Genomic DNA, 24,975 nt, shown 5'->3' with positions numbered 1-24,975 from the left:
ATGAAAGTCAAAGATTATAGAAAGGTGATGATGCTATTGATTCTTGCATTGACGGGATTGACAGTGGCGCAAGCCAAAGTACAGTTGTCCAATTTTATTGGCGATAATATGGTGTTGCAACAAAAAGAAAAAGTCAAGATTTGGGGCACAAGTACGTTCTCAGGTCAACATTTGAATGTCAATACCAGCTGGAATAATAAGACGTATCAAGTACAGATAAATCAGCAAGGGCAATGGGAAGTTTATTTGGAAACTCCAGTTTATGGAGGGCCCTATCAAATTACCCTAGATGATGGGGATAAATTGACGTTAAACAATATCTTAATTGGCGAGGTCTGGTTCTGTTCAGGTCAATCCAATATGGAAATGCCTCTGGCTGGATGGGGAAAGATCAATCATTACCAACAAGAAATCAATTCGGCTAATTTTCCGAATATTCGAATATTACAGATTCCCAAATCTACGAGCAACTTACCGATAACGGACAGCAAAGTGGAGACAGGGGGTTGGAACTCCGTTTCGCCACAAAGTATTGCCGAATTTTCAGCAACTGCTTATTTCTTTGCTCGTGAAATCTATGAAAAAACAGGTATTCCAATAGGTCTGATCCATTCATCTTGGGGTGGTACCATTATTGAAACCTGGATGAGTAGACAGGGATTAGCTCCATTCACACCTTATACTTCCATGATTGAAAAGATACAACGGCCAGATGCACAAGAGCTATTTAATAAGGAGATGGAAGTATGGAATACACTAGCAGATAAACAAGATAAAGGTAAGCCAGGAACAGAAGGAAGCTGGCTTTCACGTAACATCGATATTCGTGCATGGGACAATATTTCTATTCCTAGCTATTATGATAAAAACCTATTTCCAGGCATGGATGGTGTTATCTATTTTCGGAAAGACATCGAATTACCTAAACATTGGATAGGTCGAAATATCAGATTGATTTTGGGAACAGTCGATGATAACGATATAACCTATGTCAATGGACAGTTTGTGGGAGAGACAAATGGGTATAACCTCAATCGAAACTATACGATTTCAGGCGTCATAAATGATCAGCCTAGTCTACATATTGCCATGCGGGTATTTGATGGTGGAGGTGAAGGTGGAATTTATAGTGGATCAGAACAACCTAGATTGGAAGGACCAAATGGAGAAACCCTTTCCTTGGTAGGAGAATGGAAATGCAAAGTTGGCTACGATTTGAACCAATTACCTCCGAAACCTAATACAATGGAGGGGCCGAATAGACCAACTGTATTATACAATGCCATGGTCCAGCCTTTTGTAGACTTCAAGATCAAAGGTGTCATTTGGTATCAGGGTGAAAGCAATACAGAGACTAAGGATAGCCCTTATAACGAGTTGTTACCTGGGTTGATCAAGGATTGGAGGACAAAGTGGAACAATGAGAATATGCCTTTCTACTATGTACAGTTGGCCAATTTTAAAGATAAGATAGCACATCCAGAACCTTCATCTTGGGCAATCTTAAGAGATGCGCAACTGTCAACCTTAAAAGTACCACACACGGGTATGGCTGTGATTGCCGATATTGGAGAAGCTGGAGATATTCATCCAAAAAATAAACAAGATGTGGGTAAGCGACTTGCTTTTATAGCACTGAACAAACTGTATGGGAAAACGATTGCTTTCAGTGGCCCCTCACTAAAGAATTGGTCTATAAAAGGGCATGAAGTCCAACTTAATTTTGATCCCATGGGAAAGAAATTGGCACTCAAAAGTCTTGATAAAACAAATGGAGGATTTACCATTGCAGGAAAAGATCAGGTGTTTTATCCAGCAGAAATCAAACAAATAGGGCGTAAAATTCGACTAAGTGCTAAGGAAGTGTCCGCTCCTGTAGCAGTAAGATATGGATGGGCAGATAATCCTGACCTTATCCTATATAATGATGCAGGTCTTCCTGCTTCTCCTTTTCGGACAGATAATTGGAACAATTAATAAACGATTATGAAAAGAATAAATCACGATCATCTCAATCACTTTCGCATCATTATTTGTATGCTTCTTTTCCTTTCTTCTGGAAAAATATTCGGACAGAATACGGATTTAAAACTCTGGTATCGTCAACCAGCCAAACAATGGGAGGAAACACTACCGCTAGGAAATGGAAAGATTGGAATGATGCCAGACGGTGGATTGCAAACTGAACAGTTGGTTTTAAATGATATAACCCTGTGGTCAGGAAGTCCGCAAGATGCTAATAATGATGAAGCTGGCAACTATTTGGATAGCATTAGATCGTTGATCAAAAAAGGCAAAAATGATTTGGCACAGCAACTGATCGACCAACACTTTGTGTGCAAAGGTCCTGGTTCGGGAGGTAAGCAATGGGGATGCTATCAGAATCTAGGAAATTTAACATTGAATTTTGATCACAAGATGGATATAGCTAAAGTCAAAAATTATCATCGTGAATTGGATCTGGAGCATGCAATTGTAAGGACAAGCTATCAATTGGACGGAATAAACTATAGTAGAGAATATTGGACTAGTTTTTCAGATGATGTTGCTGTAATCAAATTGAAAAGTAGCAAAAGGGGAAAAATTAATCTCCAAATTAAAATTGAACGTTCCGAACGAGCAACTTCTTTTACTAAAGATGGAGAGCTCATTTTATTTGGTCAACTGGATAATGGAGTAGATGGGAAAGGTATGCAGTTTAAGACACGAATTAGAACAAAGATCAAAGGAGGCATACAGCAGATCAATAGTCAAAATATAGAAATTAAGGGAGCTGATGAAGTATTGCTCTATCTCGCTACGGATACAGATTTTAAAGGAAAGGATTTTGAAACTACCAGTCGTGCTACCCTGGATGCAGCAATGAAGAAATCTTATGAAAAACAATATGCCGAACATATCAAGCATTATACGGAAAAATTTGACAGATTAAGACTAACACTAGGTAGATCAAAAACAGATTTGCCAACAGATCAGCGTTTGGTTTCTTTTGGCAAAGAGCCAGATGCAGATCCAGGTTTAGCAGTCTTATTTTATCAGTACGGAAGATATTTAAGTATCAGTAGTACCAGAATAGGTTTATTACCTCCCAATCTTCAAGGACTTTGGGCAAATCAAATTCAAACTCCTTGGAATAGCGATTACCACCTGGATATCAATGTCCAGATGAACCATTGGCACTTAGGTGCTGCAAACTTAGGTGAATTGAATGAACCCTTGGTGAATCTGGTAGAAGGATTGATGATCCCTGGTCAAAGAACGGCCAAAGCTTATTACCATGCTAATGGCTGGGTAGCACACGTCATTACCAATGTTTGGGGATATACAGCACCTGGAGAATCAGCATCATGGGGCATTACCAATGCAGGATCAGGATGGTTGTGTAATAACCTTTGGGAACATTATCTCTATTCTGAAGATAAGACCTATCTCAATAGAATTTATCCTATCCTATATGGAGCTGCACAATTTTATGCTAATGCTTTGACAACCTATCCCAGCAAAGGTTGGTTAGTTACTTCACCTTCGGTATCGCCAGAAAATTCTTTTAAACTACCGAATGGACATCAGGTAAATGTGACTATGGGCCCCACTATTGATAATCAGATCGTTCGGGAGCTATTCCAAAATTTGATTGAAGCATCACAGATACTGGAGAAATCATCAGATCCATTTATAACTGAAGTTACACAAAAACTGAAAAAACTAGCACCTGTAGTACAGATTGGTAAAGACGGAAGAATAATGGAATGGATAGAAGATTATGAAGAAGTAGATCCTCAGCATAGACATATTTCTCATTTATATGGTTTGTATCCAGGATATCTTATTCAAAAGGATAATAATCCAGTGTGGGCGGATGCCGCTAGAAAAAGTTTGGAAGTAAGAGTAGATGATGGACCAAGTTGGGCTATTGCTCACAAGATGCTCTTTTGGTCCAGATTGCACGATGGAGAAAGAGCTTATAAACTATTTAAGCAACTGATGACCCCACGAGTGGATACACGTATTAATTACGGGGCAGGAGGAGGAGTCTATTCTAATCTTTTGGCCGCGGGACCACCGTTTCAAATCGATGGCAATTTTGGAGGAGCAGCAGGTATTGCTGAAATGTTGGTACAATCCCATGCAGATAGTGTTTATCTTTTGCCAGCTATACCGAGGGCATGGAAGAAGGAAGGCAATATAAGAGGGATTCGTCTGAAAGGAAATTGTACATTAGAGATGACTTGGAAAGAGGGTGAAATCGTGAATTATAAAATCAATTCTCCAAGACACAAGAAAATCAACGTATACAAAAATGGTAAGTGGGAACTCTATCATACATCATAAAAAAATATCAGGTTAATCATTAGATCAAAATCGTACAAACTAAGGGGGCCAAAACAACATTTCTATCCTGATTATGTTCTTTTGGCACCCCTTTTCTATTAACAAAATGCATCTCACCTTGAGTTGGAAGCAAGTGTGTTTGAAAGAGAATATAAGTTGAAAGTGATATCAAACCTTCGTACTACTTTAAGATTATTCTTATATCTATTGTGTTAATGACGAGTCTTAGTATTGATTATAATCCTCCAAGTAAACAAATATAAATCGTATGTGACTTTCACCTTTATAATGTAACTAAATCATAGGGAAAATGGAGTAAATATCTAATGAGTCAAAATAATTTTAACTGTTTTAACTTTTTTAATATAGTATTAATACAATTTTTTTTATATTTTAACGATTTAGAATTTTAAATAAAGAAATGGCGTTAACAAACTTGTCAAAACGTGTTGCACTAGGAATAGATATTGGTGGAACGAATACTAAATTTGGAGTAGTGAATCATCGTGGAGAAGTCCTTGAAAAAGGAGATATCAGAACAGATGAATATCCAAAAGTCGAAGATTTCATTGATGCGTTATATCATAAAATTCATCCTTTAATTGAGAAATACGGTACAGAGGAAAATTTTGACGGGATGGGAGTAGGGATTCCTAATGGGAACTATTACAAAGGTACGGCTGAACAAGCACCTAACTTACCTTGGAAGGGTGTGGTTCCTATCGGTGATATGATGAAAACTAAATTTGGTATGAGTTGTACCGTGACCAATGATGCGAATGCTGCAGCTCTTGGTGAAATGCTTTTTGGAGCGGCTCGAGGAATGAAAAATTTCATTATGATCACCTTAGGTACAGGTGTAGGAAGTGGTATAGTGGCCAATGGAAGCTTAATCTATGGACATGATGGTTTTGCTGGAGAACTCGGACATACTATCGTAAAACCTGGAGGAAGAAAACACTGGAGTACGGGATCGGAAGGAAGTTTGGAAGCATACGCTTCTGCTACAGGTATCGCAATTACAGCAAAGAAGATGAGAGCAGAATTTCCAAGCTCAATGCTTAATCAGTATCCTGAAGAAGCAATCAATTCTAAAACAGTCTATGAGTGTGCGATTCAAGGAGACCCAATTGCTATTGAAGTATTTCGGTATACAGGGCAAAAACTCGGTGAAGCTTTAGCCAACTTTGTGATGTTTTCTTCTCCTGAAGCTATTCTTTTATTTGGCGGTGTTATCAAAGCAGGAGATTTTATTCTAAAACCAGCTAAACTTCATATGGAAAGAAATCTGTTACCGATATTTAGAGACAAAGTAAGATTAGTTTTTAGTGAACTTCATGAGGCTGACGCAGCAATCCTTGGAGCTAGTGCTTTAGCTTGGGAACAGTAAACGTAAGTTGCTAACACGATTTTATATTAGACATAATGTTAGGATATTAGCGAGTTCGGACATTCCTTTTTGCTTGCTGATCAAGTCTAGTAACATTGTGTTCGCTAATTATATTTAGTCTTTAGGAATGCTTTTTAGCTCGCCTAAATATCAGGTGTCATTTCTCAATGGGTTGACCTATATCAACGCAGTTGCTATCGGTTAACCCTTCTGAATGTCAGATTAATCCGAGGTAAGATGTCTCGAGCTGTTTTGGGTACCTGATGTTGCCAAAAGCTGTTGGTCGTTCCTGCCATTAACAAGAATGAACCATCGTGCAATGGGATTTCCAGCTGTTGGATCTCGTTTCTAAATTTATGACGGAGTCGAAACAGACGAGTTTCTCCGAAGCTTACTGAGGCGATCACTGGATTGTGCCCTGATGTGTCGATGCGGTCGCTATGCCAAGCTACCCTGTCCTTTCCATTACGATAAAGATTCAGTAGTACCATTAAATGTGAGTGTTGTTTCCTGCTCCACGCGCTGTCTGATTGCCAATAACTCGGTAGTCCAATCTGGACCATTTTGGTTCGCTCCGATGTTGTCTTTATCTTCATACCAAGCAATCATGCGTGGAGCCTTAACAGTTTTATCAAAGATTTCCATTTCATACTCTCGCCATGCAGTAGTATTCAACAACGTATGGTAATAGTGATCGGATTCTGCTTTTGTAAAAAAGGTATCTATCAGCATAAGGTCACTATCAGATAGATCAAATATTTTCTTGCCCATACTTCCAGAAGTAAATATTTCGGTGTCGTCTTTTAGGGTGAGTTAGTGAAAAAGAAAATCAGAAAATAGCGCAAAAAATAACAACTTACTAAACAATCTGACCTTTAGAGCGTTCTTTAACTACTAAACTTTGCAAATCATGGAAAACGAAAAAATCAATATGGATGCACGCATCTTACAATATAATCTGCATTACGGTTTTATGGAAAACCCGAAGATGTTCAAATTTGAAGATCATCCACACCGACTGATTGTACGAAATTATGCACTACGAAATAAAGATAAGGAAGTATATGAAAAATATTTGCTTGATTTCTTTCCAGATAGAGCCACAAAAGAATTGAAGCAGTTTGATGAAGATCTCCAGCATTTGAAATATATGGATAGGGAAGAGGGTATAAAGTGGTTAGTGAAGCAAAATGTTAAAGTTCTGCAATCGGATATTCATGGAGAAGATCCAGATGCTGTCTTTAGTATGATTCATATATCCCAAAAGGATGATGTTCAGTTAATAGATAATGAAGGGTTTATATTAAATAACGTGGAGGCTGATAAACTGCTGAAAACACATGACCACATCTGGCTGGATACTCAAGTAAGATCTAGCCGTCATATTGTATAATAATTCATATTCGATCTTAAAATATGATACTAAGTGGAAGTACAATAGAAAAATAAAGTAGATGAAGATTCACTTCTGTTCATCATTAAATACTTTGTCCGAAAGTCAAGAGGTTACTATCTGGATCCAGAATCGAAAATTCTTTTTGACCCCATGGTTTTATTGCTAATTTTCCATTTGGATGAATAGGTACTTGTTTTTCAATCAAAGATTCGTAAAAACCAACAATATCATCAGTTCTGATATAAACCTGTCCGTCGTTTGTACTGAGGTCAAGGTCTTTAAAGAAAAAAAAATGAATCTGAATATTGTCTTTCTGTACCATCAGGTAGTCATCATAATCTGCATCCCCAAACTGTTGAAAACCTAACTTGTTCAAATAAAAATCCTTTGTTGCTGCTTTGTTTCGCATAGGCAATTTGGGGTGGATAGCTGTAAGCATATTGTTCTGTTTTTAGTTAAAGCAAAGTTGCTGATAATAATGCAAATTACAATTAATTGTTAATCATAATCATACCATATATTCTTACTCTATTTTGTGTTCCAGCTGTAGTTTTGGGAAACATAATTGGAAAACATATTTCCTACAGAAATCACACAAAGGTATTGGTGGTTTATTTATTTGTTTTTTATGTCATCATACTATTTCTCTTAGCGTTTGTAATTAAGAGTAAAGCTATTTTATTGCCTTAGTACTATCGGATTTTATCTACAGTAACGTTCCTGCATTCAAGTTGTTGTATGTGCAGCTTTCAGAGCGTAAATCTCCAGGAAGCCGAGGCAACTGAAGGTCTGTTTATAGGTGACCAGATCGCCAATAGTTATCTTACACGTCATGTGGCTCCATGGATTGGAGGCATGTTTGTGGTGATTGCGGCTTTACTTGCCTTTATAAATCTACAAAGGAAGAACAGCTTGCTAGTTGAATAACATGAGACGAACGTTTTATATCATTCTCTATGTTTGAGACAGAAGATTTAAAGCAATCTTTAATTCTTTTAATAATCCGTTTAAAATATGTACATTCATTTCCATAAAAGTCAAAAAATAGATCTAATTAAATATACTTCGTAAGCAAAAATGACCCTATTCGCTAAACTATTATTCAGCATTGTCCTTTTATTCCCTATTGGAAAAATAGCAATTGCACAACAGGTAACGACTACATATCACAAAAAAAATGGAGATTCATTAAGCACTTTGGAATCGTCCTATTTTTATCGAAATATGTATGTGGACACAACAATTAATGGTAAATCTATTTATCGGGTAGAAGAGTATTATTCAGAAGGGAATAATGCCAAAACTTATGGCTATAGTAGTACAGATAAAACACCATTAAGATTTGTTGGAGAATTACAAACATTCTATCCAAACCAGAATATTGAGTCTTTTGGAGAATATGATATTTCAGGACTTCAAATTGATAGTGCTTATTATTTCTATCCTAATAGACAACTAAAATTAGTTGTTTATCGAGATATGGAACATAATAAATTAGCTAGCAAAGAATCTATTGAATATATCGCTTATTTCGATAGCTCGCAAAATCTATTGATGAGTAATGGAAATGGTTTTGTATGTATTGATCTTCAAAATGGATTGGTGGCAAATGATCCACTTAGCTATGAGGAAGGGTCTTTGATTAATAATAATCGAGATGGAATTTGGAAAGGGGTCGATGGGCAATATAGATTTGAAGAACACTATAAAGCTGGAGAACTTCTCGAAGGAAAATCTTATGGATCAGATAATAATGTTTTTACGTATTCAAGCGATACCTATGATCAAAACCCTGAATACCCAGGAGGTGTACAAGGAATTCAAGAACACATCACTCGCAATTTTAAACTATCGGATGAAGCTCAGCGAAATGGTGTTCACGGACATATCGTGATCAGCTTCAATGTAGATGAAAAGGGAAAAGTGCAAGATATCAAGATAAAAAATGATCTGGGGTTTGGTACCAAAGAAGAATCTATTAAAGTGATCCGAACAATGGATAAATGGAAGCCAGCTACACGGAGAGGGATACCCGTGAAAGTATCTTTTACTTTACCAATAAATATTTAGAAAGGAAACAAATGTCCAAAAAATAATATTTTATTCCATACCATATATCCACTGCTTATAGTTATATTTTCCCTACAAAATCCAAATAAGAAGAAACACTTTTCTCAATCCATTCCTCCGAACAGCTTTGTTCTATTCCATAGTAAGCAAAAAATCCTTTATAATCAGCTTTAATGTATTCAAATGTTAATTCAAAAGGAGACAAAAGGTGTTCCAAGCTATACTTGTATTTACCAGTAGGACTGTATTCCTCCTCATCTATTCCTACAGAAATAGCAAGACCAATTTTTTTATTCGCCATTTTATAACCACTCTTACTTCCATAAGCCCAGCCATAGCTCAACACCACATCCAACCATTTTTTTAACAAGGGTGTACAATTAAACCAATAAAATGGAAATTGGAACAAGATACAGTCAAAGGATTCTATTAATTTCTGTTCCTTAACGACATCAATCTTTTCATCAGGATAAACTTGATAGAGATCGTGGACGGTAAATTTATCTTGATGTTTATTTAACTCTTCGAGCCATCTTTTGTTAATTTTTGATTCATCCATATTCGGATGAACAATGATAACCAATGTGTTCATATTACGAAGTATATTTCAATTTTAATTGTACAAAGTTAATTAGCTTTACTCTAGTTTTGTAATTTAGCTACCTATTGTAGGGTACTATAAAAAATGTAAGTAATGACAAAAGTTAAAGTGACATCGACTAATTTTGAGAATAAACAAAATTTGGCTGATGAATGCCCAGAAGTATATGCCACTAATATTATTGGAGGTCAATGGACATTGGCAATATGTTGTTATCTGATAAATGGCAAGCTCAGATTTGGAGAATTAAAAAAATGTTTGCCGAATATTACAGAACGTATGCTGACTTTACAGTTACGTAAACTCGAACAGCATAAAATTGTTAAACGTACTGTATTTGCAGAAATGCCTCCTCGAGTTGAATACGAACTGACATCCATCGGATACAAGCTTAGTCCAATAATAAAAGAACTGGGCGCTTGGGGAAGAGCACATAAGTGTATAGAATCAAAAGGATAATAGTTACCAGATTGTAAAATCCTAAAAAAGCAAGTTTTTTATTGCTTATCAGTTGTATAAATCGTTAAAGTTCACTATTTTCAATGTTACTTAAACCCTTTAATGATGAGAAGTATACTTTATTCCTTCACTGCTTTAGCTTTAATGATTTCACAATCTGTATATGCACAGAAAAACCCCGTATTTCCAGGTTGGTATGCTGACCCCGAAGGAATTGTTTACAACAATGAGTATTGGATCTTTCCAACATACTCTGCACCTTATGAAGATCAGATTTTCTTTGATGCATTCTCGTCAAAAGATTTAGTAAACTGGAAAAAGCATGAGCGAATTATTGATACTACAGCAGTAAAATGGGCGAAAAAAGCCATGTGGGCTCCAAGTGTTATTCAGAAAGATGACAAATATTATTTTTTCTTTGGTGCAAATGATGTTCATAAAGGTGAAATAGGAGGAATAGGTGTTTCTGTATCCGATAAACCCGAAGGTCCATATAAAGACCTGCTGGGAAAACCATTAATTAATGAAATCATCAATGGCGCTCAACCAATTGATCAATTTATTTTTAAAGATAAAGACGGTCAATACTATATGTTTTATGGTGGTTGGCAACACTGTAATATTGTTAAACTGAGCGATGATTTTAAAAGCTTAGTCCCGTTTGAAGATGGAACAATTTATAAAGAGATTACCCCAGAAAACTATGTAGAGGGACCATTTATGTTTATCCGAAACAGTAAATATTACTTTATGTGGTCTGAGGGTGGTTGGGGTGGTCCAAATTATAAAGTAGCCTACGCCATATCCGATTCACCATTTGGTCCATTTAAACGGATAGGGACGGTTTTAGAACAAGATCCAGCAGTTGCAACTGGTGCAGGCCATCATTCGATTATTAAAGTTCCAAATGAAGATAAGTACTATATCGTTTATCATAGAAGACCCTTAGGCAAAACTGGAGCCAACGAAAGAGAAACTTGTATTGATGAACTATCATTTGATAAAAAGGGTTATATAAAACCTGTAAAAATGACTTTTGAAGGAGTAAAACATCCACTTAATCCATAATCTTATTTATAATAAGATAAACACATAAAGTATTTGATAGGTTCCAGCTGATGTTAATAAATGCATTACTTTATTTCCGTCATTCTGTATTTTTCTTTATTACATATACACCTTGATTTTCATCAGAATTCCAATTTGTCGGATATTTATAATACATAAAACTCAAGGCGTTTTTATCTTGAAATTTTGTCGGAATGTCAAATAGATAAATGTAATTTTTCACTTTTTCATTATTAAATCCTGCTCCTTTTGTGGCTTTTGTTTTAAAGGTAAAATGACTGTTTTTAATGACCAGTTTGTTGATGACTGTTCCACCAAATAGAACAGGAATAATGGTATAAGGTGCTTCTTGAAGCTGTTCTTTCTTAAACGATAACGTTTCTATACTTGTCTGCTGGTTATACAACATTTGATTTTCAGCCAAATTACTGTTGTCAAACTGATCGTCAACATTCAGATAGTTGCTGTATGCTTTGCGTTTAACATCTTTGAGTAGATACAATCTGTCAAATTTGTCTTTAATATAATTGTCACCAATACGAATTTTTACATGACCTTCATCTGAATTAACATGAATATTTTTATGTGTATAAAGAATAGTCCATTTTCCCTGTTTTTTGAAGTATAGTGGATTAGTTTTTCCTCCATTGTTCGATTTACGATAACCAAAAAGGACAACTTCAGAACTTGCATAAAGGTCATTAAATTGTTTAATCCAATCTTCTTTGTTCATACCTTCGTCTTCATTAAGCAACGTGTTAAATTTTTCCAAGTAAGGTTTTTCTTTGGATAAATCGTAAATTCCAGACCAACTAATCACATAATGAGATGAATTGTAATAATCCATATTATCTGGCATATTATTGGGCGATTTTTCCATTAGATTCAGTTCGAAAACAGCTTTCCCTTCACTATTGATTTTTATTACTTTTTTTTCTTCGGCAGTCAAGTAAAAATTATTAGCAGGATCATAAACAATTTCGCACCAAATAGTGTTGGTTATTTTTTCTATTTTGTAAGAACCGTTTTCCAAAGGCAAGGATAAATCAGGAATGTTGGTATGTGTGAAAACTCCAAAATTAAGATTGACAGTAGTACATCTAATTATAAAAAGAACGAAAAAAAATAATGTGATAATGAGGAACATAATTTTTCGATTTTTAATATTTCTCATGGTTATGTGTTTAACAGAGTTATTACTTGTTTGAATTCACTGTGTAGTGCGCTAAAACTCGTGTATATTCAATTCTATTTTGTTGTCTTTTTTTACAATTAACCCTTCAAAATTAAATTTTGTACTTTATTTGTTAACATTTATAATCCAAATATAAAAAGTAATGCGTCGTATTTGAATATTCATTTACAATTCGCAGGAACTATTTACGATTCGAAAAAAGTATTCTACAGCAGCCTGACAGCATAATGTCAAGTACAATGTATTTATTTAAGAATAAAGATCGAAGCTATGGAAGACCTTCAACAACATACTAAAAATTAGAAATGACATTTATTTTATTCCCTATTTTTGGAAAGAATAATTGAGACAGCTTATTTTCACAAAAGATGAGCATTAATAAATTATAATCATGATAAAAATATATCATAATAGGATGTGTAGCAAAAGTTGTGCTGCACTGAATTTGTTGCAAGAGAAAGGTTTAGAAATACAGATACAGGAATATATTCACCATGTTCCAAGTAAATATGAATTGATCGAACTGTTGACTTTACTTAAGCTCAAACCGCTTGAACTGATCCGACAGAAAGAACCTCTGTTTCAGGAGAAATTCCAAGATCTCCTATTGACTGAGGAAGAATGGATCGACATCATGTTGGAACATCCGATACTCATCGAACGCCCTATCGTCGTAAAGGATGGTAAGGCAGTTATCGGCCGTCCTCTAGAAAAAATAGTTAACCTGTTAATTGATTAGATGAATTACGTGTATATATAATCTTCCAAATAAAGATCATTGAACATATTTGACCTTTACAGTTTTGATCCAGAAGGTGCCACTTCAACGTGTTGGTCATTTTAATTCACTTCCTTTTGCTCTTTGATCATCAGAATTAATAATCAGTTTACACATTGGAACTGGACAATCAAGCCAATTCTTAAATAATGGAGATAGCTGTTATATGGGAAAGAGAGAAGTTCGGTTGAGCTTTATCTCAAATGTTGTTTAGCGTAGTGGATCGAAATTTTTCGATCCACTACTTGTTTTTATGCAACATTATTTGTCGCTTGAATGGTCTTGGTTATAGCATCCAATAACGATTTTTGATAGGCGATGAACTGAATCTGACGATCTTCTTCTTCGGCCAATTTAAGAGCAGTTTTACATGTTTTTACAACTTGTAATTCATCTAGGTAAAGCCCATTAAATGTTACTGTATCTTTATTCTTTAGTATTCGTATCGTGTGGGAATATTGTTCAAATATATCCGTTATGATAGCTAAATTTGCAGCATCATAATGCTGAAGACCAATTGTTTTTTCAGAAAGCTTCTCAAGCTTTTTTCTTTCTTTTGCGTAACCCATAATGCATGCGAAGGTACAGTTTTTTCCATAGCTATTATAATCATATCCAATGTACATGTAAATGAGTAGTTGGTCTACTGTGATCAGCACTTAGCAATAATGTTTATGCGATTGGTTATTATTTTTGGGAGATCATGAAAACAAGAGGTGATAGCAAGGCCTTTTCTACAATGAAACAAAAACTAACTCTAATAAGGGAAGGGGGGGGATAGAATCGCAACTTCTGAAGATTATTTTTCTTCTTTTTGGGAAGAATACTCGACACAGATTTTTAGCTTAAAAGCTAAGTATAAATAAATTGTAATCATGATAAAAATATATCATAACAAGATGTGTAGCAAAAGTTGTGCAGCACTGGATTTGTTGCAAGATAATGGTCTAGAATTACAGATACAGGATTATATTCACGATATGCCAAGTAAAGATGAATTAATTGAACTGCTGACATTACTCAAGCCTAAACCGCTTGGACTGATCCGATAGAACGAATTGATATCTCAGGAAAAATTCCAAGACCTTATATTAACTGACGAAAAATGGATCGACATCATGTTGGAAAATCCGATACTCATAGAACGTCCTATCGCCATTAAAGATGGTAAGGCAATCATCCATTCCTTGGAAAAAATAGTTAACTTATTATCTGATAAGTAAGCTAGTTGAATGGTATATATCCTGCTGGATTTATATTAAAATTGGAACTAGAAGAATTTGTGTCTTTGATTTTTAAAAGCGATGAATGAAACCGTGAAAGAAATCCAATAATAAAAATGATTATTATATCATAACCCGTTGGGTGTAATTATTTGAAGTAAAATAAATCGCCCAAACTAGACAATGACGGGGATTAACTGGAGACCAAATTAGGACCAATTCCTACCTGTGAGCACAGTGAGAGCACGGTGCGTGCACCGTGAGTCCACCTTTTACTGTACTCACACGGCGCTCCCACCCTACAGGCAAGGTACTCACAGTCCTGAGTTGGTCCCAATTTGGTTTTAATTTGATCCCTGGGATATCTCTAACCGTTTATCGAGGTTGAGATGTTCATCCATAACACTTCATCTATTCTCTAATAAAAGCGAAATCACCCGAAAAGGTGGAAAAATCAAACAATTTAATTACACCCAACGGGTTATATCATACTCTTTATCTATTTTGATTTTTTTGGAAAACATGAAATTATAACGATAGATTCTGATCACCGAAATACTGGTGAAATGGAGAGTTCAAGATAGGATATGATTATTCAATCCATAGAAGTGGCATTTTTTAAATCAAGATCCAATCAGCACTCTGTGATGGCGTTAAAAAATCAGTACGTGGAGGGAGATTTAAGTATGGATAATTAACTTTAGATAAATATAATCCTATTGGATGTGCAGGTCTCAATATTTTTGGTAATTCTAGCGTAATTAAATGATACTCAAATTCATCAATAGATAATTCTCCATTACCTATTTTTAAAAGCTTACCTATCAAAATACGAATCATTTTACCCAAAAAACGATTACTCGAAATATTAAAACGAATTCTATCACCTTTTGCATTTACAAATATTCCAGCCGCCGTTACATTGCAAATTGTATGTTCGTTTTTATCAGGATGTGTACAAAAGGCCCGAAAATCTTTATATTTAAGTAATAATTTTGCAGCTTCGCTCATTTTTTGAAAATCTAAGTTGGGGTATAGATACAATGAACTTTGATTGCTTAAAAATGGATCTTTATACGTATGAATAAAATAATCGTACTCTCGATGTACTGCATCGAAACGAGCATGTGGTTTGCCTTCCATTTTTATGATATCGTAAATAGCAATGGTAACAGGAAGCGCTTTATTTAACCGATAAAGTAAATCAAAATCAAATTCTTTTTCTATATCTGCATGAAAAAAATATTGACTAGCGTGTACCTGAGCATCTGTACGGCCACAGCCAAATATAGTAGTCGGTATCTTTAAAATTTTATAAAGCGTATTTTCCAAAACCTCTTGTACGCTTTTAACTTCTGGTTGTCTTTGCCAACCACTATAATATTGACCTTGATAGGCGATATGGAAAAAATATCTCAATTTAATTTTATATATAATGCAATTTTACACAAAAATGCTAGCATAATATTACTAAGGAGGATTTTTTTATGTTTTGGCACGGCATTAGCCTATTGCCTATGATAGTTATCTGATATGACACAAAGACTTATTTTAATTTTATTGCTCTTTCTGGTAGGTGATATTTACTTTTATCAAGCTGTTGTTACACTTTCTTCGAATTCACTGATTCCTGTTTTTTATTGGATTATTGATGTGCTATTGCTTATTACACTCATAGGTATTATATTTCTTCGGCAAAGGATTAGCGATATTCAACGTATTGCTTCAATTTTGATTACAACCATGTTGCTCATCTTTATACCAAAATTGTTTGCTTTTCCGATTCTATTTGTAGAAGATATCGGACGATTGTTCCGTGGTTTTCCCTCCAGGAGTGTTTATGTAAGTGAAGTCGTTGTTATTTTTGCAGGTGCGATCTTCTTAGCCATTGTTTTCGGTTTGACACGGGGCAGGCATTTTTATCGGGTGAGAAAGGAAATTCTATATTTTTCAGATCTACCAGAAGCATTCGATGGTTTTACGATTACACAATTGTCCGACATACATTCTGGAAGCTTCAGCAATAGCAAAGGTGTACAAAAAGGCATTGATTTGGCTAATGCTCAAAATAGTGATCTATTATTATTTACAGGTGATTTGGTCAATAATATGGCCTCGGAGATGGATCCATGGATCGACATCTTTACAGTATTAAAAGCCCCTTATGGCAAGTATTCAGTTCTAGGCAATCATGATTATGGCGATTATGTCAAATGGACGAGCATATCATTGAAAGAAGCCAACCTGAGGCGTCTGAAAGAAATACATCGTGAAATGGGCTTTAAATTGCTACTGAATGAGGCTGTCACACTTCATAAACAAGGCGAACGCATTGCATTAATTGGTGTCGAGAATTGGGGCAAAGGTGGTTTTCACCAATTTGGCAATCTTAGTGAAGCAGCTATGGATATACCTGCAGATTCTTTCAAGATCCTGATGTCGCATGACCCATCGCATTGGGATGCGGTGACGGTCGATCATGAAAAACATGTACATCTTACTTTAGCAGGACACACACACGGAATGCAGTTTGGAATAGAACTCTTTGGTTTCAAATGGAGCCCCATCCAATACTTTTATAAGCAATGGGCAGGATTGTATCAAAGAGATGGAAAATTTCTGTATGTCAATAGAGGTTTTGGTTTTCATGGATTGAAAGGCAGGGTAGGTGTATGGCCTGAAATTACAGTGCTTACTTTAAAGCGATCCAAAACTTAAGTAGAGTTGATCGTTAATTTATATCTAATTTACACCTCAATCCTTTTTTAAAATTCCCTTATCTACGCTCTCGTTAATTAATTTTTCTGCAAACTTCCAGATTATCTTGGAGCCTTCATCTATGACTTTCTTTTTTTCGTACACGTTGCTATAGCTGACATCAAATTCATTCCATGTCCCACCATTATTTGACGAGTTTTGCAACAGAGGTTCTAACCGGTCCATTGCTTTTGCAAACTTAGCTTCTTCCGTTAGCCCAGCCTCAAATTCTTCCCAAATTTCAATAAGTTCTTCTGATTGTTTCTTTGGTAATAAACCAAAAATCCGATTTGCAGCTAGCCTTTCCTCGTCCGTATTCGAATGATTTTTCTGTGTATCATAAATAAAGGTATCCCCAGCGTCAATCTCAACAATATCATGTATGAGAACCATTTTTATCACCTTCAGAATATCAATAGATGCATTAGAATGTTCAGCCAAAACAATTGCCATAACAGCTAAATGCCAACTGTGTTCCGCATCGTTTTCATTTCGATTGCTATTGAATAACTTGGTTTTTCTTTGTATGTATTTGACTTTATCGATTTCTTTGATGAAATCAATTTGTTTCAATAAATTTTCAAGATGCATTTTTATAAAATAGTAATTGTATTACAAAGATAGCTTAAATAAAATAGGCATGAATATCGCATTTATATATTTTTAGCTAGTTCTCTTGTCATCCATTCCATTAACACAGTTGTTTAGCATTCTTGAAAAAATAAAAAGGAAAGAAGCAGAATTGCAAGACAACTACAATGATCATCGAGAAATCTGCAGATGATATGGTGGCTAAAGTAACGATGCAATTTTTACCAAGATCGATCTAGTGACTTTGGTTAACGAAGGGAAAAGTTGGAAAGTATCGAAGTCGATTAATTCCTATAAGTAATTTATTGTTTAGTAAAAGCCAAATCGAGACACCTAGCTTTTTTGTAAATAAAAAAAAACTAACGATCATTAGAATAACTTATCTTTTAAAAGCAATGATGCAATCTTCTACTTGAACAAAACTCTTGTTCTCTGAAACCCAATTTTTATATAATGGGCTATCACTCCAAAGATATTTTCACCTGCAATATCACTGGCTAAAGACGGTGGTAAAAGTTCATAAATGCTGATGCCAAAATAGTTGGCTATTTTATAAACCTGATCCACCTTTACCTTGGTTTCATTTCTTTCAATTTTTGAATATGCTGCTTGCGACATATCCAAGATAAAGGCAACTGCCTCCTGTGATATTCTTAAGTTTTCTCTCTTTTGTCTTATGAATGTTCCAATTTCAGCCTTTGACATAATAAATTATTATAATTTCAATATAACAAATTTAACAATATAACTTGTGGTTATAAAATTATATCTGTTAAAACCTTAAGTTGTAGCTTAAAACCTATGGTTGTGGTGTAATCTATTTTTTTATATGAATTTTATTTTAAATAAATAAAATCAAAAATCATGGAAGAAAAAATTAAAAATAGTCACGTTATAGAACTCACCTTAGAGGAGAAAAAAGAGATAAATGGAGGAACAGAAAGAGAGAATTCAAAACAGTCCGGATGGTTTGAAAAACTTTGGGACCTATTTACGGGTTAAGGATTTAATTAAATATGAAATTATAGACTTCAATTATAGATTGGGGGCGGATCACGATGGAAAGTACTGCCCCTGTTAAATATGCAGATAAGTGCAAATACTTATTAATTTTAGTTTTTTTGATTTGTGCTAACAAAATTAATATCAATAGCCCACAGAACCACAGCTGTACAGAGTTGGTTACAAATGAGAAAATTGTACTTTTCATTGGTTGTAAAGGAAAGAATAGTGCCGAGAAACCATATAAACCAAAGGCAAGACCAGAAGCCCCCATTGATGTAAAGTAAAAATCGTTTCTTTTTTGAAAAGTCTGAAAAAGATTCGGTAAAGAAATTAATAAGAAAAACAACAATGGAGTCAGTACATATGCAGTTAAAGTACCATATACCTGCATAATATTTCCGAACATATCATACCCCAATCCGTATATAATCAAAGCATTAAATAGCAGATGTAGCAAATTTCGATGAATACATGCAGAAGTAAGCAAAGTATGAATACGCTTCCTTCTTGCTATTTCATAAGGATGTAAGATCAATGCATGAAAATAGGGTTTGTAATAAAATCCAATGACACTACTAATCATAATGATTGGCACTATAATATAAGAATATGGAGCTTCTTCAAAAGTTGGAAATATATCAAAAAAATGCATCTACGTTTATCCTTTATTGTTTTCAATATAGCATAATAATTTTAAAATACAACCTGTAGTTGTGGTACTTTAACTTCTTATTAGAGAAATTTGAATCAATACACAAGCTTTATTAAACGCACATGATTTCGCTATAAACTTTTTATATGATCATGTTTCAGGAGGTATCAAATTTTTATATTAATTATAGTAAAATACAGGATTATGCAGCTATTCAAGTACATTGACCGCATTAACTTAATGGATAGATTGATCCGTCAAGGACATACAGGGACACAAACCGAATTTGCACGCCGTTTGGGATTATCGGTCTCTCGATTAGCGCGGATTGTTGAGTATTTGAAGGATATGGGCGCTCCATTGGAGTACGATCGAACAAGGAATACGTATTACTATGAAGGAGAATATTCTATTCAGATCAAAGTTGATATCCAGCAACTCACCCATCAATAGATCAGATATATTTCAGCTGAAATATATTAATTTGATAAAAACTATTTCCAATGCTTTTTTTGAGCATTGAACGGTAGTAATTTAGTATTGTTAATCAACGGAAGCAGAATCCTGATAGAAGTTATTTGACAAGTAAGGATAATTAAAAATTAGTGTTCAAGAAATGAATACTAACAAAATGGTAAATTGGTGTGAAATTTCCAGTATTAATTACAATAACAGTTGAGCAATCATAGATGCAAAGAGTGGGTTAAGCAGTTATTCTAAAATTATCTATGATGAATGGGGAATCAATCTTTAAGATTGATTCCCCATTTAGTTTAATGACAATTTTACTATTTTTAAATGATAATTTTAAGAGACAATAGTGCTTTTTTTCCGCAAAATCCTTATTTTTTTGTCAATTGAAAATATTAAATCTCTAAAGGATTTAAATTTAGAAGGTGCTAACTTCATATATCGAAAATCGGACAGTTCTCTTTGTTCAGAATTTATTTCTCGTCTAATAAAAATCTCTTTCCTACTTTTCGGTATTTAGCTTTTACCGCGTACAAACAACTTTTTTTGTGCTAGAAAAGATTGTTTTAGCTGTTACTTTAGCATAGTTCCTAAGCACAATGAAAAACAGATTAACAGCTTGGAAACAGGACTTTTAAAAACTAAAACTATAAAGCTATGAGCAATCAATTGATTATCAAAAACACAATGAATGACATGAGAAATATGTCTGTAGCAGAAATTGCTTCATTGGAAGGACTAACCCCTGAGTTTGCAGGAGTAATGTTACTTGGCTACTACGAAAAGAACGATACCCCAATGCCGATTATTTATTCTTTATCAACCACTAGTGCAGTTGATGATGGGGGGAGTGTCATTACAGTAATGGGAAAAAAATTAATACATTTATTTAAAGATGATATTGATATACGTTACTTTGGAGGGAAAGCCGAAGTTGGATATAATAATGCTGCCATCCTTCAGAATATTTCCAATTATTGTAATTTAAATAGTAAAAGAACAATTATTATAAATAGCGGTACTTCACAAGGTTTTGAAACATCAAGCCCATTTCTATTGCCAATAAGTACAAACATTAACATGACATCAGAGCTTATTTATACTGGAATTGATCATGTTGCCTTTTTTGAAGTAGGTAATCCTACAGCATATAATTTTGGAGCAAAGCTTCGCATTAAAGTCGTGAGAAAAACAGTATCAGATTGGCTGAACTATGATTCAGTTGGTGTACTTGTTCACAATCTGATAGAATCTACGGAGGTTTTCATTGATAAAATTCAAGGATTTACAAGAGGAGTCGTGTTTTTAGCAACAGCTAAAGGAGTTGTATATAATAATATTACTTTTGGATCTATTATCAATTGTCGTGAATCCATTATTTTGACAAATGTAAATAATGGTTGGACCAATGAAAATAATTTCTTTGGAGGAAGAATACAGCAGACATCAACCAATCATGTTGACAAATCTAGAACAGGTATTATCATCACGTCAAAAGACAATATGCGTTATAATAACAATAATAAGTTTTGGAAACCTTCAATAGAACTTCAATCCTATATAGATATCACAACTATTCCTATTTTAATTGAGTATGGAAATTTTAATTCATTTTATGAGATGAGAAGTGAATTTAATGATCAAGGAACTTATGGAGACGTTTCCATAGTAACCAAAAACGATAGTGATGAAAATTTTGTAATCGTGGGTTTTGCTCCCCACAATTCACTTACTCATTCTGTAAAGTCAGAAGGTAATTTTGGTGGAGCATTAGGTCACAGCTTAGGTTTTTTACAGTATTCTTTTCAAGATTATTATCCTGTATTTTCGAATGATAATATTGTGGAAAACTGTTCTGAATATAGCGTAACGAATACCTATATAAGTAATGGATTATTTTTCTTTACTTCTGCAGGAACCTCTAGCAATAATGTATCAGGAGTAAAATTAAATTCGAATTCTATAAATATCAACTCTACTAGAGGAATTGGTATTTATATCGATACCCGACAGTCAAAAAGATTCCTCCTATCTACTATTTTATCAAGTGATAGTCCAGTCACAAGTGGATTCAGATTTTATATCAAATGTTATGACACAACAGGTCTTTTAATCGAAGGTGGCGAAAATAAAATGGTTAAAGGTACTGGAACACTAAGTGTAGTATATAATCCCGCCACTAAAAGTTGGAATACAGGCGTTAACAATTCCTTCTTTGCATTTACTTTAGATAGGAGCGTTGCTTATATAGATGTTATTGTAATGGGAGGAACGGGTACTGGAGGTGCAAATTTACAAGGTTTATCAATTGGATCTTTTGAATATTATGCTCCTAAATTAAATAAATTTCCTACAAAAGGATTGAAGTCGACTATAAAACCTACATTGACCATATATAATGAGGGAACTTTTGTTAAAAATAATATGAGTAATACTCCTATAGGTTGGTTGTTTAACAATGGAAGTTGGCAAGATGTAAATCCTGTTGCTGACTTTTCTACCTTTGGGCTAGTAAAACAATCCAAAAGCATAGAAAACATTATTATTAATGATATTCCGAACGCTAATTTTAGCTCAGCAAGTGATGTTGGAGGCTTGCTGGCGGATTTCAATTCTTTAATTAGTGAGTATAATAAACTAGTAACTTTAGTTAATACAACTAAATCGACTTTGAATACTAAATTAGAAGCCGATATAGTCTCTGGTCAACAAGAGAGTTAACTTATAATAGTTTAAACTTCGTACAAAACACATGTTGTGTCCGCTTTGTACGAAGTTTAGATTTAAAAATGGATCTTAGTGTTATGCCATTAGTCTACTGTTTTAAGAAGAATAATATCATAACAGTCATCACAGCTAATATTAAGAATGTCTTTTACTGTTTAGTTTTGCCCTCTTATAAAATTTGTGAAGATACTTCTGTTTACATTGTCCTGATTGTTGATAGAAATTGGTCGTAGTACATGTTTTTTTGTAGGAACATGCAAAAAATAACATCCCATCTTTTCATACTTGGCTTTTCTGTATCTAACCAAAAAATCTTGATCTAGTAAAAGATATTATCAAAAAATCAATGTTTATCTCGCGATATCGATTACCAGACCAAGTTGGTAACTATTGACAACATCATCATAACGAATGTTGAGATAGTCACGTCCAAAGTAATGTTTCCCTATAAATCCGATATTACCTTTTGCTATTGGATAATAGGTTAAGTAATTGTGTACACCAAAACGATATTTGTTTGTCCCTGGAAATAAACCTAAGTTTGAATCTAAGATATATGACATCTCAGATCTAAAAGCCAAATGCCTTGCTTGATCGATATATCTTTTTTTATCCATTGGTATCTCTACTACCCTATATTTTGGTCTTTGAAGCCATTGGAAAGTTAACAACATGTTATTCAGACCGTATGAGTTTTTTAATTCAGGACTTAATTTAAAAAGACTACCGATGCCTAAATCACGCTGGTAACCTAAACTACCAGAAAATAAACTTCTTTCAAATACTTCTTTTGAAGCATAAAGAGATAAACGAATGTAGTTTGTGCTAAAATCACCGTTCTTATATTTATTTCTAAGGGGATTAGTGCTTTCATAGAAACCATTATCGCTTTGACCATTTGAGTAATGATGTATTTGGAGTGTTGTCCATACGTGTAATTTTCTAAATGGATTTTCTTGATTTTCAATAGAGCTTAAAAGATAGTCAAGTCCTAGGCCAAATCGGTTATTACTTGGCAATAATGGACTCGAATTGTCTTTAGTCATTCGTATTGTAAAGCCAGCATCAAAAGTAATGCGCATCCTTCTCGTCCATTTAGGACTATAATAATGCGCTTTGTATATCGGAAGACGATGAATAAGATTTCCTTCTAATAAATATCCTTTTTTTCCTTCTCCATCTTGTAAAGGAATAGCCCTCGTTTTAGCAGATTTAAAAGAGGGGAGAATGCCTACATATAAAATAGGATCGTTGTAGTGCAGTAGTCTATGATATGTTTTGACGGCATTGTTAAGGGTATCAAACTTTTCGTTTGATATTCTTTCCGTATCATAAATAATAGTGGTGTCTTGGCTAAAAGATGCGTGTGCATATAGGAATACACATAGCGTTAGTAGTAGTTTTTTCATATTCAATTTATTAATTTGTATTAATTGAATTTACTACAACTAGAAACACGGGTGTCCACTTTTTGTTTTAAGAAATAATATAAGGCAGTATGTACATGAATACTTTTTTATTTTTGATATAGATTAACTTATATCATTATAAATAGTTATCATAGTTTCTATTTAACTTTTCTATGATCAAATTTGTATTTATCTAAATATTCATTTAATACTAGCATCAAATCATTGTGACTTATATCCATTGTAGAGGCCGCTATGTTATAGGGAGAACCGTAGTTGTTATTATTGAATTGCATTGTTTTCTTTATAATTTTATTTTTCTCTAACCCTATTACCCCATGACTGTTTTTTATTTGGATAATAATAATGGAGTTTGAGTGTATTGAGATTTCTCTAAAACCTTTAATATTCTCCCATGGTATAAAAGTTTTGTTCTTAATACCTACATACAATCCTTGATTTGTGAGTACCAACGCCAGTCTGTTTTTTAAGAGTTGATAAATAGAAACAATGACCCCAAGTCCAAAGAATAGAGCCGAGACTATTCCCATAAATATCGTCACTAGGGGAGATCCTTTAAATTCTTCAGGATAGAGGACTAAGAAAATTCCTCCTATAACAAAGATTAATGACGCTATTAACAGAAAAAACGCTTTTTTCTTGCTTGTGTATATTTCTATTTTATCTCCCATAATATTCTTCAAACTATTCTGTTGTGTCTAATATTTAAAGATGCATATTTTTTTACTCAGCTGTTTTGATTATCCCTTTACTTGGATAGATTACAATTTTCATTTTCAAAATACGCTTTTACATTCTCCTTTCCTGTCTATGATTCTGTGTCTTTATAT

26 protein-coding genes are annotated in these 24,975 nt (G+C 34.1%); 14 read left to right on the top strand and 12 right to left on the bottom strand.

The features are described 5' to 3' along the window. The 3 genes from LZQ00_RS11060 to LZQ00_RS11050 all read left to right on the top strand — a co-directional run bounded on the left by LZQ00_RS11060 (nucleotide 1) and on the right by LZQ00_RS11050 (nucleotide 5,722). Nucleotides 1-1,977: a sialate O-acetylesterase gene (locus tag LZQ00_RS11060; RefSeq protein ID WP_234509347.1), complete on the top strand. Its 1,977-nt coding sequence runs from the start codon at nucleotides 1-3 to the stop codon at nucleotides 1,975-1,977. Nucleotides 1,978-1,986: 9 nt separating this feature from the next. Next, nucleotides 1,987-4,332, top strand: coding sequence for a glycosyl hydrolase family 95 catalytic domain-containing protein (locus LZQ00_RS11055; protein WP_234509346.1), 2,346 nt, complete (start codon nucleotides 1,987-1,989; stop codon nucleotides 4,330-4,332). A 421-nt stretch (nucleotides 4,333-4,753) separates the two neighbouring features. Next, nucleotides 4,754-5,722: an ROK family protein gene (locus LZQ00_RS11050; protein WP_234509345.1), complete on the top strand. Its 969-nt coding sequence runs from the start codon at nucleotides 4,754-4,756 to the stop codon at nucleotides 5,720-5,722. A 194-nt stretch (nucleotides 5,723-5,916) separates the two neighbouring features. Here LZQ00_RS11050 and LZQ00_RS11045 read toward each other — a convergent pair whose 3' ends face one another. Together LZQ00_RS11045 and LZQ00_RS11040 are read right to left on the bottom strand one after the other, a co-directional pair. Beyond that, nucleotides 5,917-6,213, bottom strand: coding sequence for an alpha-ketoglutarate-dependent dioxygenase AlkB family protein (locus LZQ00_RS11045; RefSeq protein WP_234509344.1), 297 nt, complete (start codon nucleotides 6,211-6,213; stop codon nucleotides 5,917-5,919). Next, complete coding sequence (locus tag LZQ00_RS11040) at nucleotides 6,188-6,493, bottom strand: hypothetical protein (protein ID WP_234509343.1); 306 nt, start codon at nucleotides 6,491-6,493, stop codon at nucleotides 6,188-6,190. Before LZQ00_RS11040 ends, LZQ00_RS11045 begins: the two co-directional genes overlap by 26 nt. Nucleotides 6,494-6,632: 139 nt before the next feature. On the opposite strand from LZQ00_RS11040, the gene LZQ00_RS11035 reads away from it, so the two are divergent. Continuing rightward, complete coding sequence (locus LZQ00_RS11035; protein WP_234509342.1) at nucleotides 6,633-7,115, top strand: hypothetical protein; 483 nt, start codon at nucleotides 6,633-6,635, stop codon at nucleotides 7,113-7,115. Between the two features lie 85 nt (nucleotides 7,116-7,200). On the opposite strand, the gene LZQ00_RS11030 is transcribed toward LZQ00_RS11035, so the two are convergent. Beyond that, nucleotides 7,201-7,557, bottom strand: a complete 357-nt coding sequence (locus tag LZQ00_RS11030) for a bleomycin resistance protein (protein WP_234509341.1) — start codon at nucleotides 7,555-7,557, stop codon at nucleotides 7,201-7,203. Nucleotides 7,558-8,195: 638 nt separating this feature from the next. Between LZQ00_RS11030 and LZQ00_RS11025 the strand changes: the two genes are divergently transcribed. Then, nucleotides 8,196-9,188 (top strand): energy transducer TonB, encoded by a 993-nt coding sequence (locus LZQ00_RS11025; RefSeq protein WP_234509340.1) that lies wholly within the window; start codon nucleotides 8,196-8,198, stop codon nucleotides 9,186-9,188. A gap of 61 nt (nucleotides 9,189-9,249) precedes the next feature. Here the strand turns inward: LZQ00_RS11025 and LZQ00_RS11020 are convergent, their stop codons facing one another. Further along, complete coding sequence (locus LZQ00_RS11020) at nucleotides 9,250-9,780, bottom strand: NAD(P)H-dependent oxidoreductase (protein WP_234509339.1); 531 nt, start codon at nucleotides 9,778-9,780, stop codon at nucleotides 9,250-9,252. Between the two features lie 102 nt (nucleotides 9,781-9,882). Between LZQ00_RS11020 and LZQ00_RS11015 the strand changes: the two genes are divergently transcribed. Together LZQ00_RS11015 and LZQ00_RS11010 are read left to right on the top strand one after the other, a co-directional pair. Then, complete coding sequence (locus LZQ00_RS11015; protein ID WP_234509338.1) at nucleotides 9,883-10,248, top strand: winged helix-turn-helix transcriptional regulator; 366 nt, start codon at nucleotides 9,883-9,885, stop codon at nucleotides 10,246-10,248. A gap of 105 nt (nucleotides 10,249-10,353) precedes the next feature. Continuing rightward, complete coding sequence (locus LZQ00_RS11010) at nucleotides 10,354-11,316, top strand: glycoside hydrolase family 43 protein (protein ID WP_234509337.1); 963 nt, start codon at nucleotides 10,354-10,356, stop codon at nucleotides 11,314-11,316. Nucleotides 11,317-11,395: 79 nt separating this feature from the next. On the opposite strand, the gene LZQ00_RS11005 is transcribed toward LZQ00_RS11010, so the two are convergent. Beyond that, entirely contained in the window at nucleotides 11,396-12,490 is a 1,095-nt protein-coding gene (locus LZQ00_RS11005) for a hypothetical protein (RefSeq protein WP_234509336.1), read from the bottom strand. A 412-nt stretch (nucleotides 12,491-12,902) separates the two neighbouring features. Here LZQ00_RS11005 and arsC point away from each other — a divergent pair, with 412 nt between their 5' ends. Then, complete coding sequence (gene arsC, locus LZQ00_RS11000) at nucleotides 12,903-13,250, top strand: arsenate reductase (glutaredoxin) (protein WP_234509335.1); 348 nt, start codon at nucleotides 12,903-12,905, stop codon at nucleotides 13,248-13,250. Between the two features lie 290 nt (nucleotides 13,251-13,540). Here the strand turns inward: arsC and LZQ00_RS10995 are convergent, their stop codons facing one another. Next, a complete protein-coding gene (locus tag LZQ00_RS10995; protein WP_234509334.1) occupies nucleotides 13,541-13,858 on the bottom strand; it encodes a hypothetical protein in 318 nt (105 codons plus the stop codon). A gap of 330 nt (nucleotides 13,859-14,188) precedes the next feature. On the opposite strand from LZQ00_RS10995, the gene LZQ00_RS10990 reads away from it, so the two are divergent. Next, nucleotides 14,189-14,341, top strand: coding sequence for a hypothetical protein (locus LZQ00_RS10990; RefSeq protein ID WP_234509333.1), 153 nt, complete (start codon nucleotides 14,189-14,191; stop codon nucleotides 14,339-14,341). A 6-nt stretch (nucleotides 14,342-14,347) separates the two neighbouring features. Continuing rightward, nucleotides 14,348-14,512 (top strand): ArsC/Spx/MgsR family protein, encoded by a 165-nt coding sequence (locus LZQ00_RS10985; protein WP_234509332.1) that lies wholly within the window; start codon nucleotides 14,348-14,350, stop codon nucleotides 14,510-14,512. Nucleotides 14,513-15,130: 618 nt separating this feature from the next. On the opposite strand, the gene truA is transcribed toward LZQ00_RS10985, so the two are convergent. Further along, complete coding sequence (gene truA / locus LZQ00_RS10980) at nucleotides 15,131-15,931, bottom strand: tRNA pseudouridine(38-40) synthase TruA (RefSeq protein ID WP_234509331.1); 801 nt, start codon at nucleotides 15,929-15,931, stop codon at nucleotides 15,131-15,133. A 114-nt stretch (nucleotides 15,932-16,045) separates the two neighbouring features. On the opposite strand from truA, the gene LZQ00_RS10975 reads away from it, so the two are divergent. Then, on the top strand, nucleotides 16,046-17,230 hold the full coding sequence (locus LZQ00_RS10975) for a metallophosphoesterase (RefSeq protein ID WP_234509330.1): 1,185 nt from the start codon (nucleotides 16,046-16,048) through the stop codon (nucleotides 17,228-17,230). A gap of 36 nt (nucleotides 17,231-17,266) precedes the next feature. Here the strand turns inward: LZQ00_RS10975 and LZQ00_RS10970 are convergent, their stop codons facing one another. Both LZQ00_RS10970 and LZQ00_RS10965 read right to left on the bottom strand, forming a co-directional pair. Then, a complete protein-coding gene (locus tag LZQ00_RS10970; RefSeq protein ID WP_234509329.1) occupies nucleotides 17,267-17,860 on the bottom strand; it encodes an HD domain-containing protein in 594 nt (197 codons plus the stop codon). 408 nt (nucleotides 17,861-18,268) lie between these two features. Continuing rightward, nucleotides 18,269-18,565 (bottom strand): helix-turn-helix domain-containing protein, encoded by a 297-nt coding sequence (locus LZQ00_RS10965; protein WP_234509328.1) that lies wholly within the window; start codon nucleotides 18,563-18,565, stop codon nucleotides 18,269-18,271. 159 nt (nucleotides 18,566-18,724) lie between these two features. On the opposite strand from LZQ00_RS10965, the gene LZQ00_RS10960 reads away from it, so the two are divergent. Next, a complete protein-coding gene (locus tag LZQ00_RS10960; RefSeq protein WP_234509327.1) occupies nucleotides 18,725-18,862 on the top strand; it encodes a hypothetical protein in 138 nt (45 codons plus the stop codon). A gap of 4 nt (nucleotides 18,863-18,866) precedes the next feature. Here LZQ00_RS10960 and LZQ00_RS10955 read toward each other — a convergent pair whose 3' ends face one another. Beyond that, entirely contained in the window at nucleotides 18,867-19,517 is a 651-nt protein-coding gene (locus LZQ00_RS10955) for a rhomboid family intramembrane serine protease (protein WP_234509326.1), read from the bottom strand. A 204-nt stretch (nucleotides 19,518-19,721) separates the two neighbouring features. On the opposite strand from LZQ00_RS10955, the gene LZQ00_RS10950 reads away from it, so the two are divergent. Together LZQ00_RS10950 and LZQ00_RS10945 are read left to right on the top strand one after the other, a co-directional pair. Then, complete coding sequence (locus tag LZQ00_RS10950) at nucleotides 19,722-19,970, top strand: hypothetical protein (RefSeq protein ID WP_234509325.1); 249 nt, start codon at nucleotides 19,722-19,724, stop codon at nucleotides 19,968-19,970. Nucleotides 19,971-20,645: 675 nt separating this feature from the next. After that, complete coding sequence (locus LZQ00_RS10945; RefSeq protein ID WP_234509324.1) at nucleotides 20,646-22,709, top strand: hypothetical protein; 2,064 nt, start codon at nucleotides 20,646-20,648, stop codon at nucleotides 22,707-22,709. Between the two features lie 356 nt (nucleotides 22,710-23,065). On the opposite strand, the gene LZQ00_RS10940 is transcribed toward LZQ00_RS10945, so the two are convergent. Next, entirely contained in the window at nucleotides 23,066-24,124 is a 1,059-nt protein-coding gene (locus LZQ00_RS10940) for a hypothetical protein (RefSeq protein ID WP_234509323.1), read from the bottom strand. Nucleotides 24,125-24,282: 158 nt separating this feature from the next. Then, on the bottom strand, nucleotides 24,283-24,816 hold the full coding sequence (locus LZQ00_RS10935; protein WP_234509322.1) for an STM3941 family protein: 534 nt from the start codon (nucleotides 24,814-24,816) through the stop codon (nucleotides 24,283-24,285). Nucleotides 24,817-24,975 lie beyond the last annotated feature (159 nt).

The sequence above is a fragment of the Sphingobacterium sp. SRCM116780 genome (assembly GCF_021442025.1).
Lineage (GTDB): Bacteria > Bacteroidota > Bacteroidia > Sphingobacteriales > Sphingobacteriaceae > Sphingobacterium.
The sequence above is the reverse complement of the archived record's forward strand: the minus strand, read 5'-3'. Positions and strand labels throughout refer to the sequence as shown.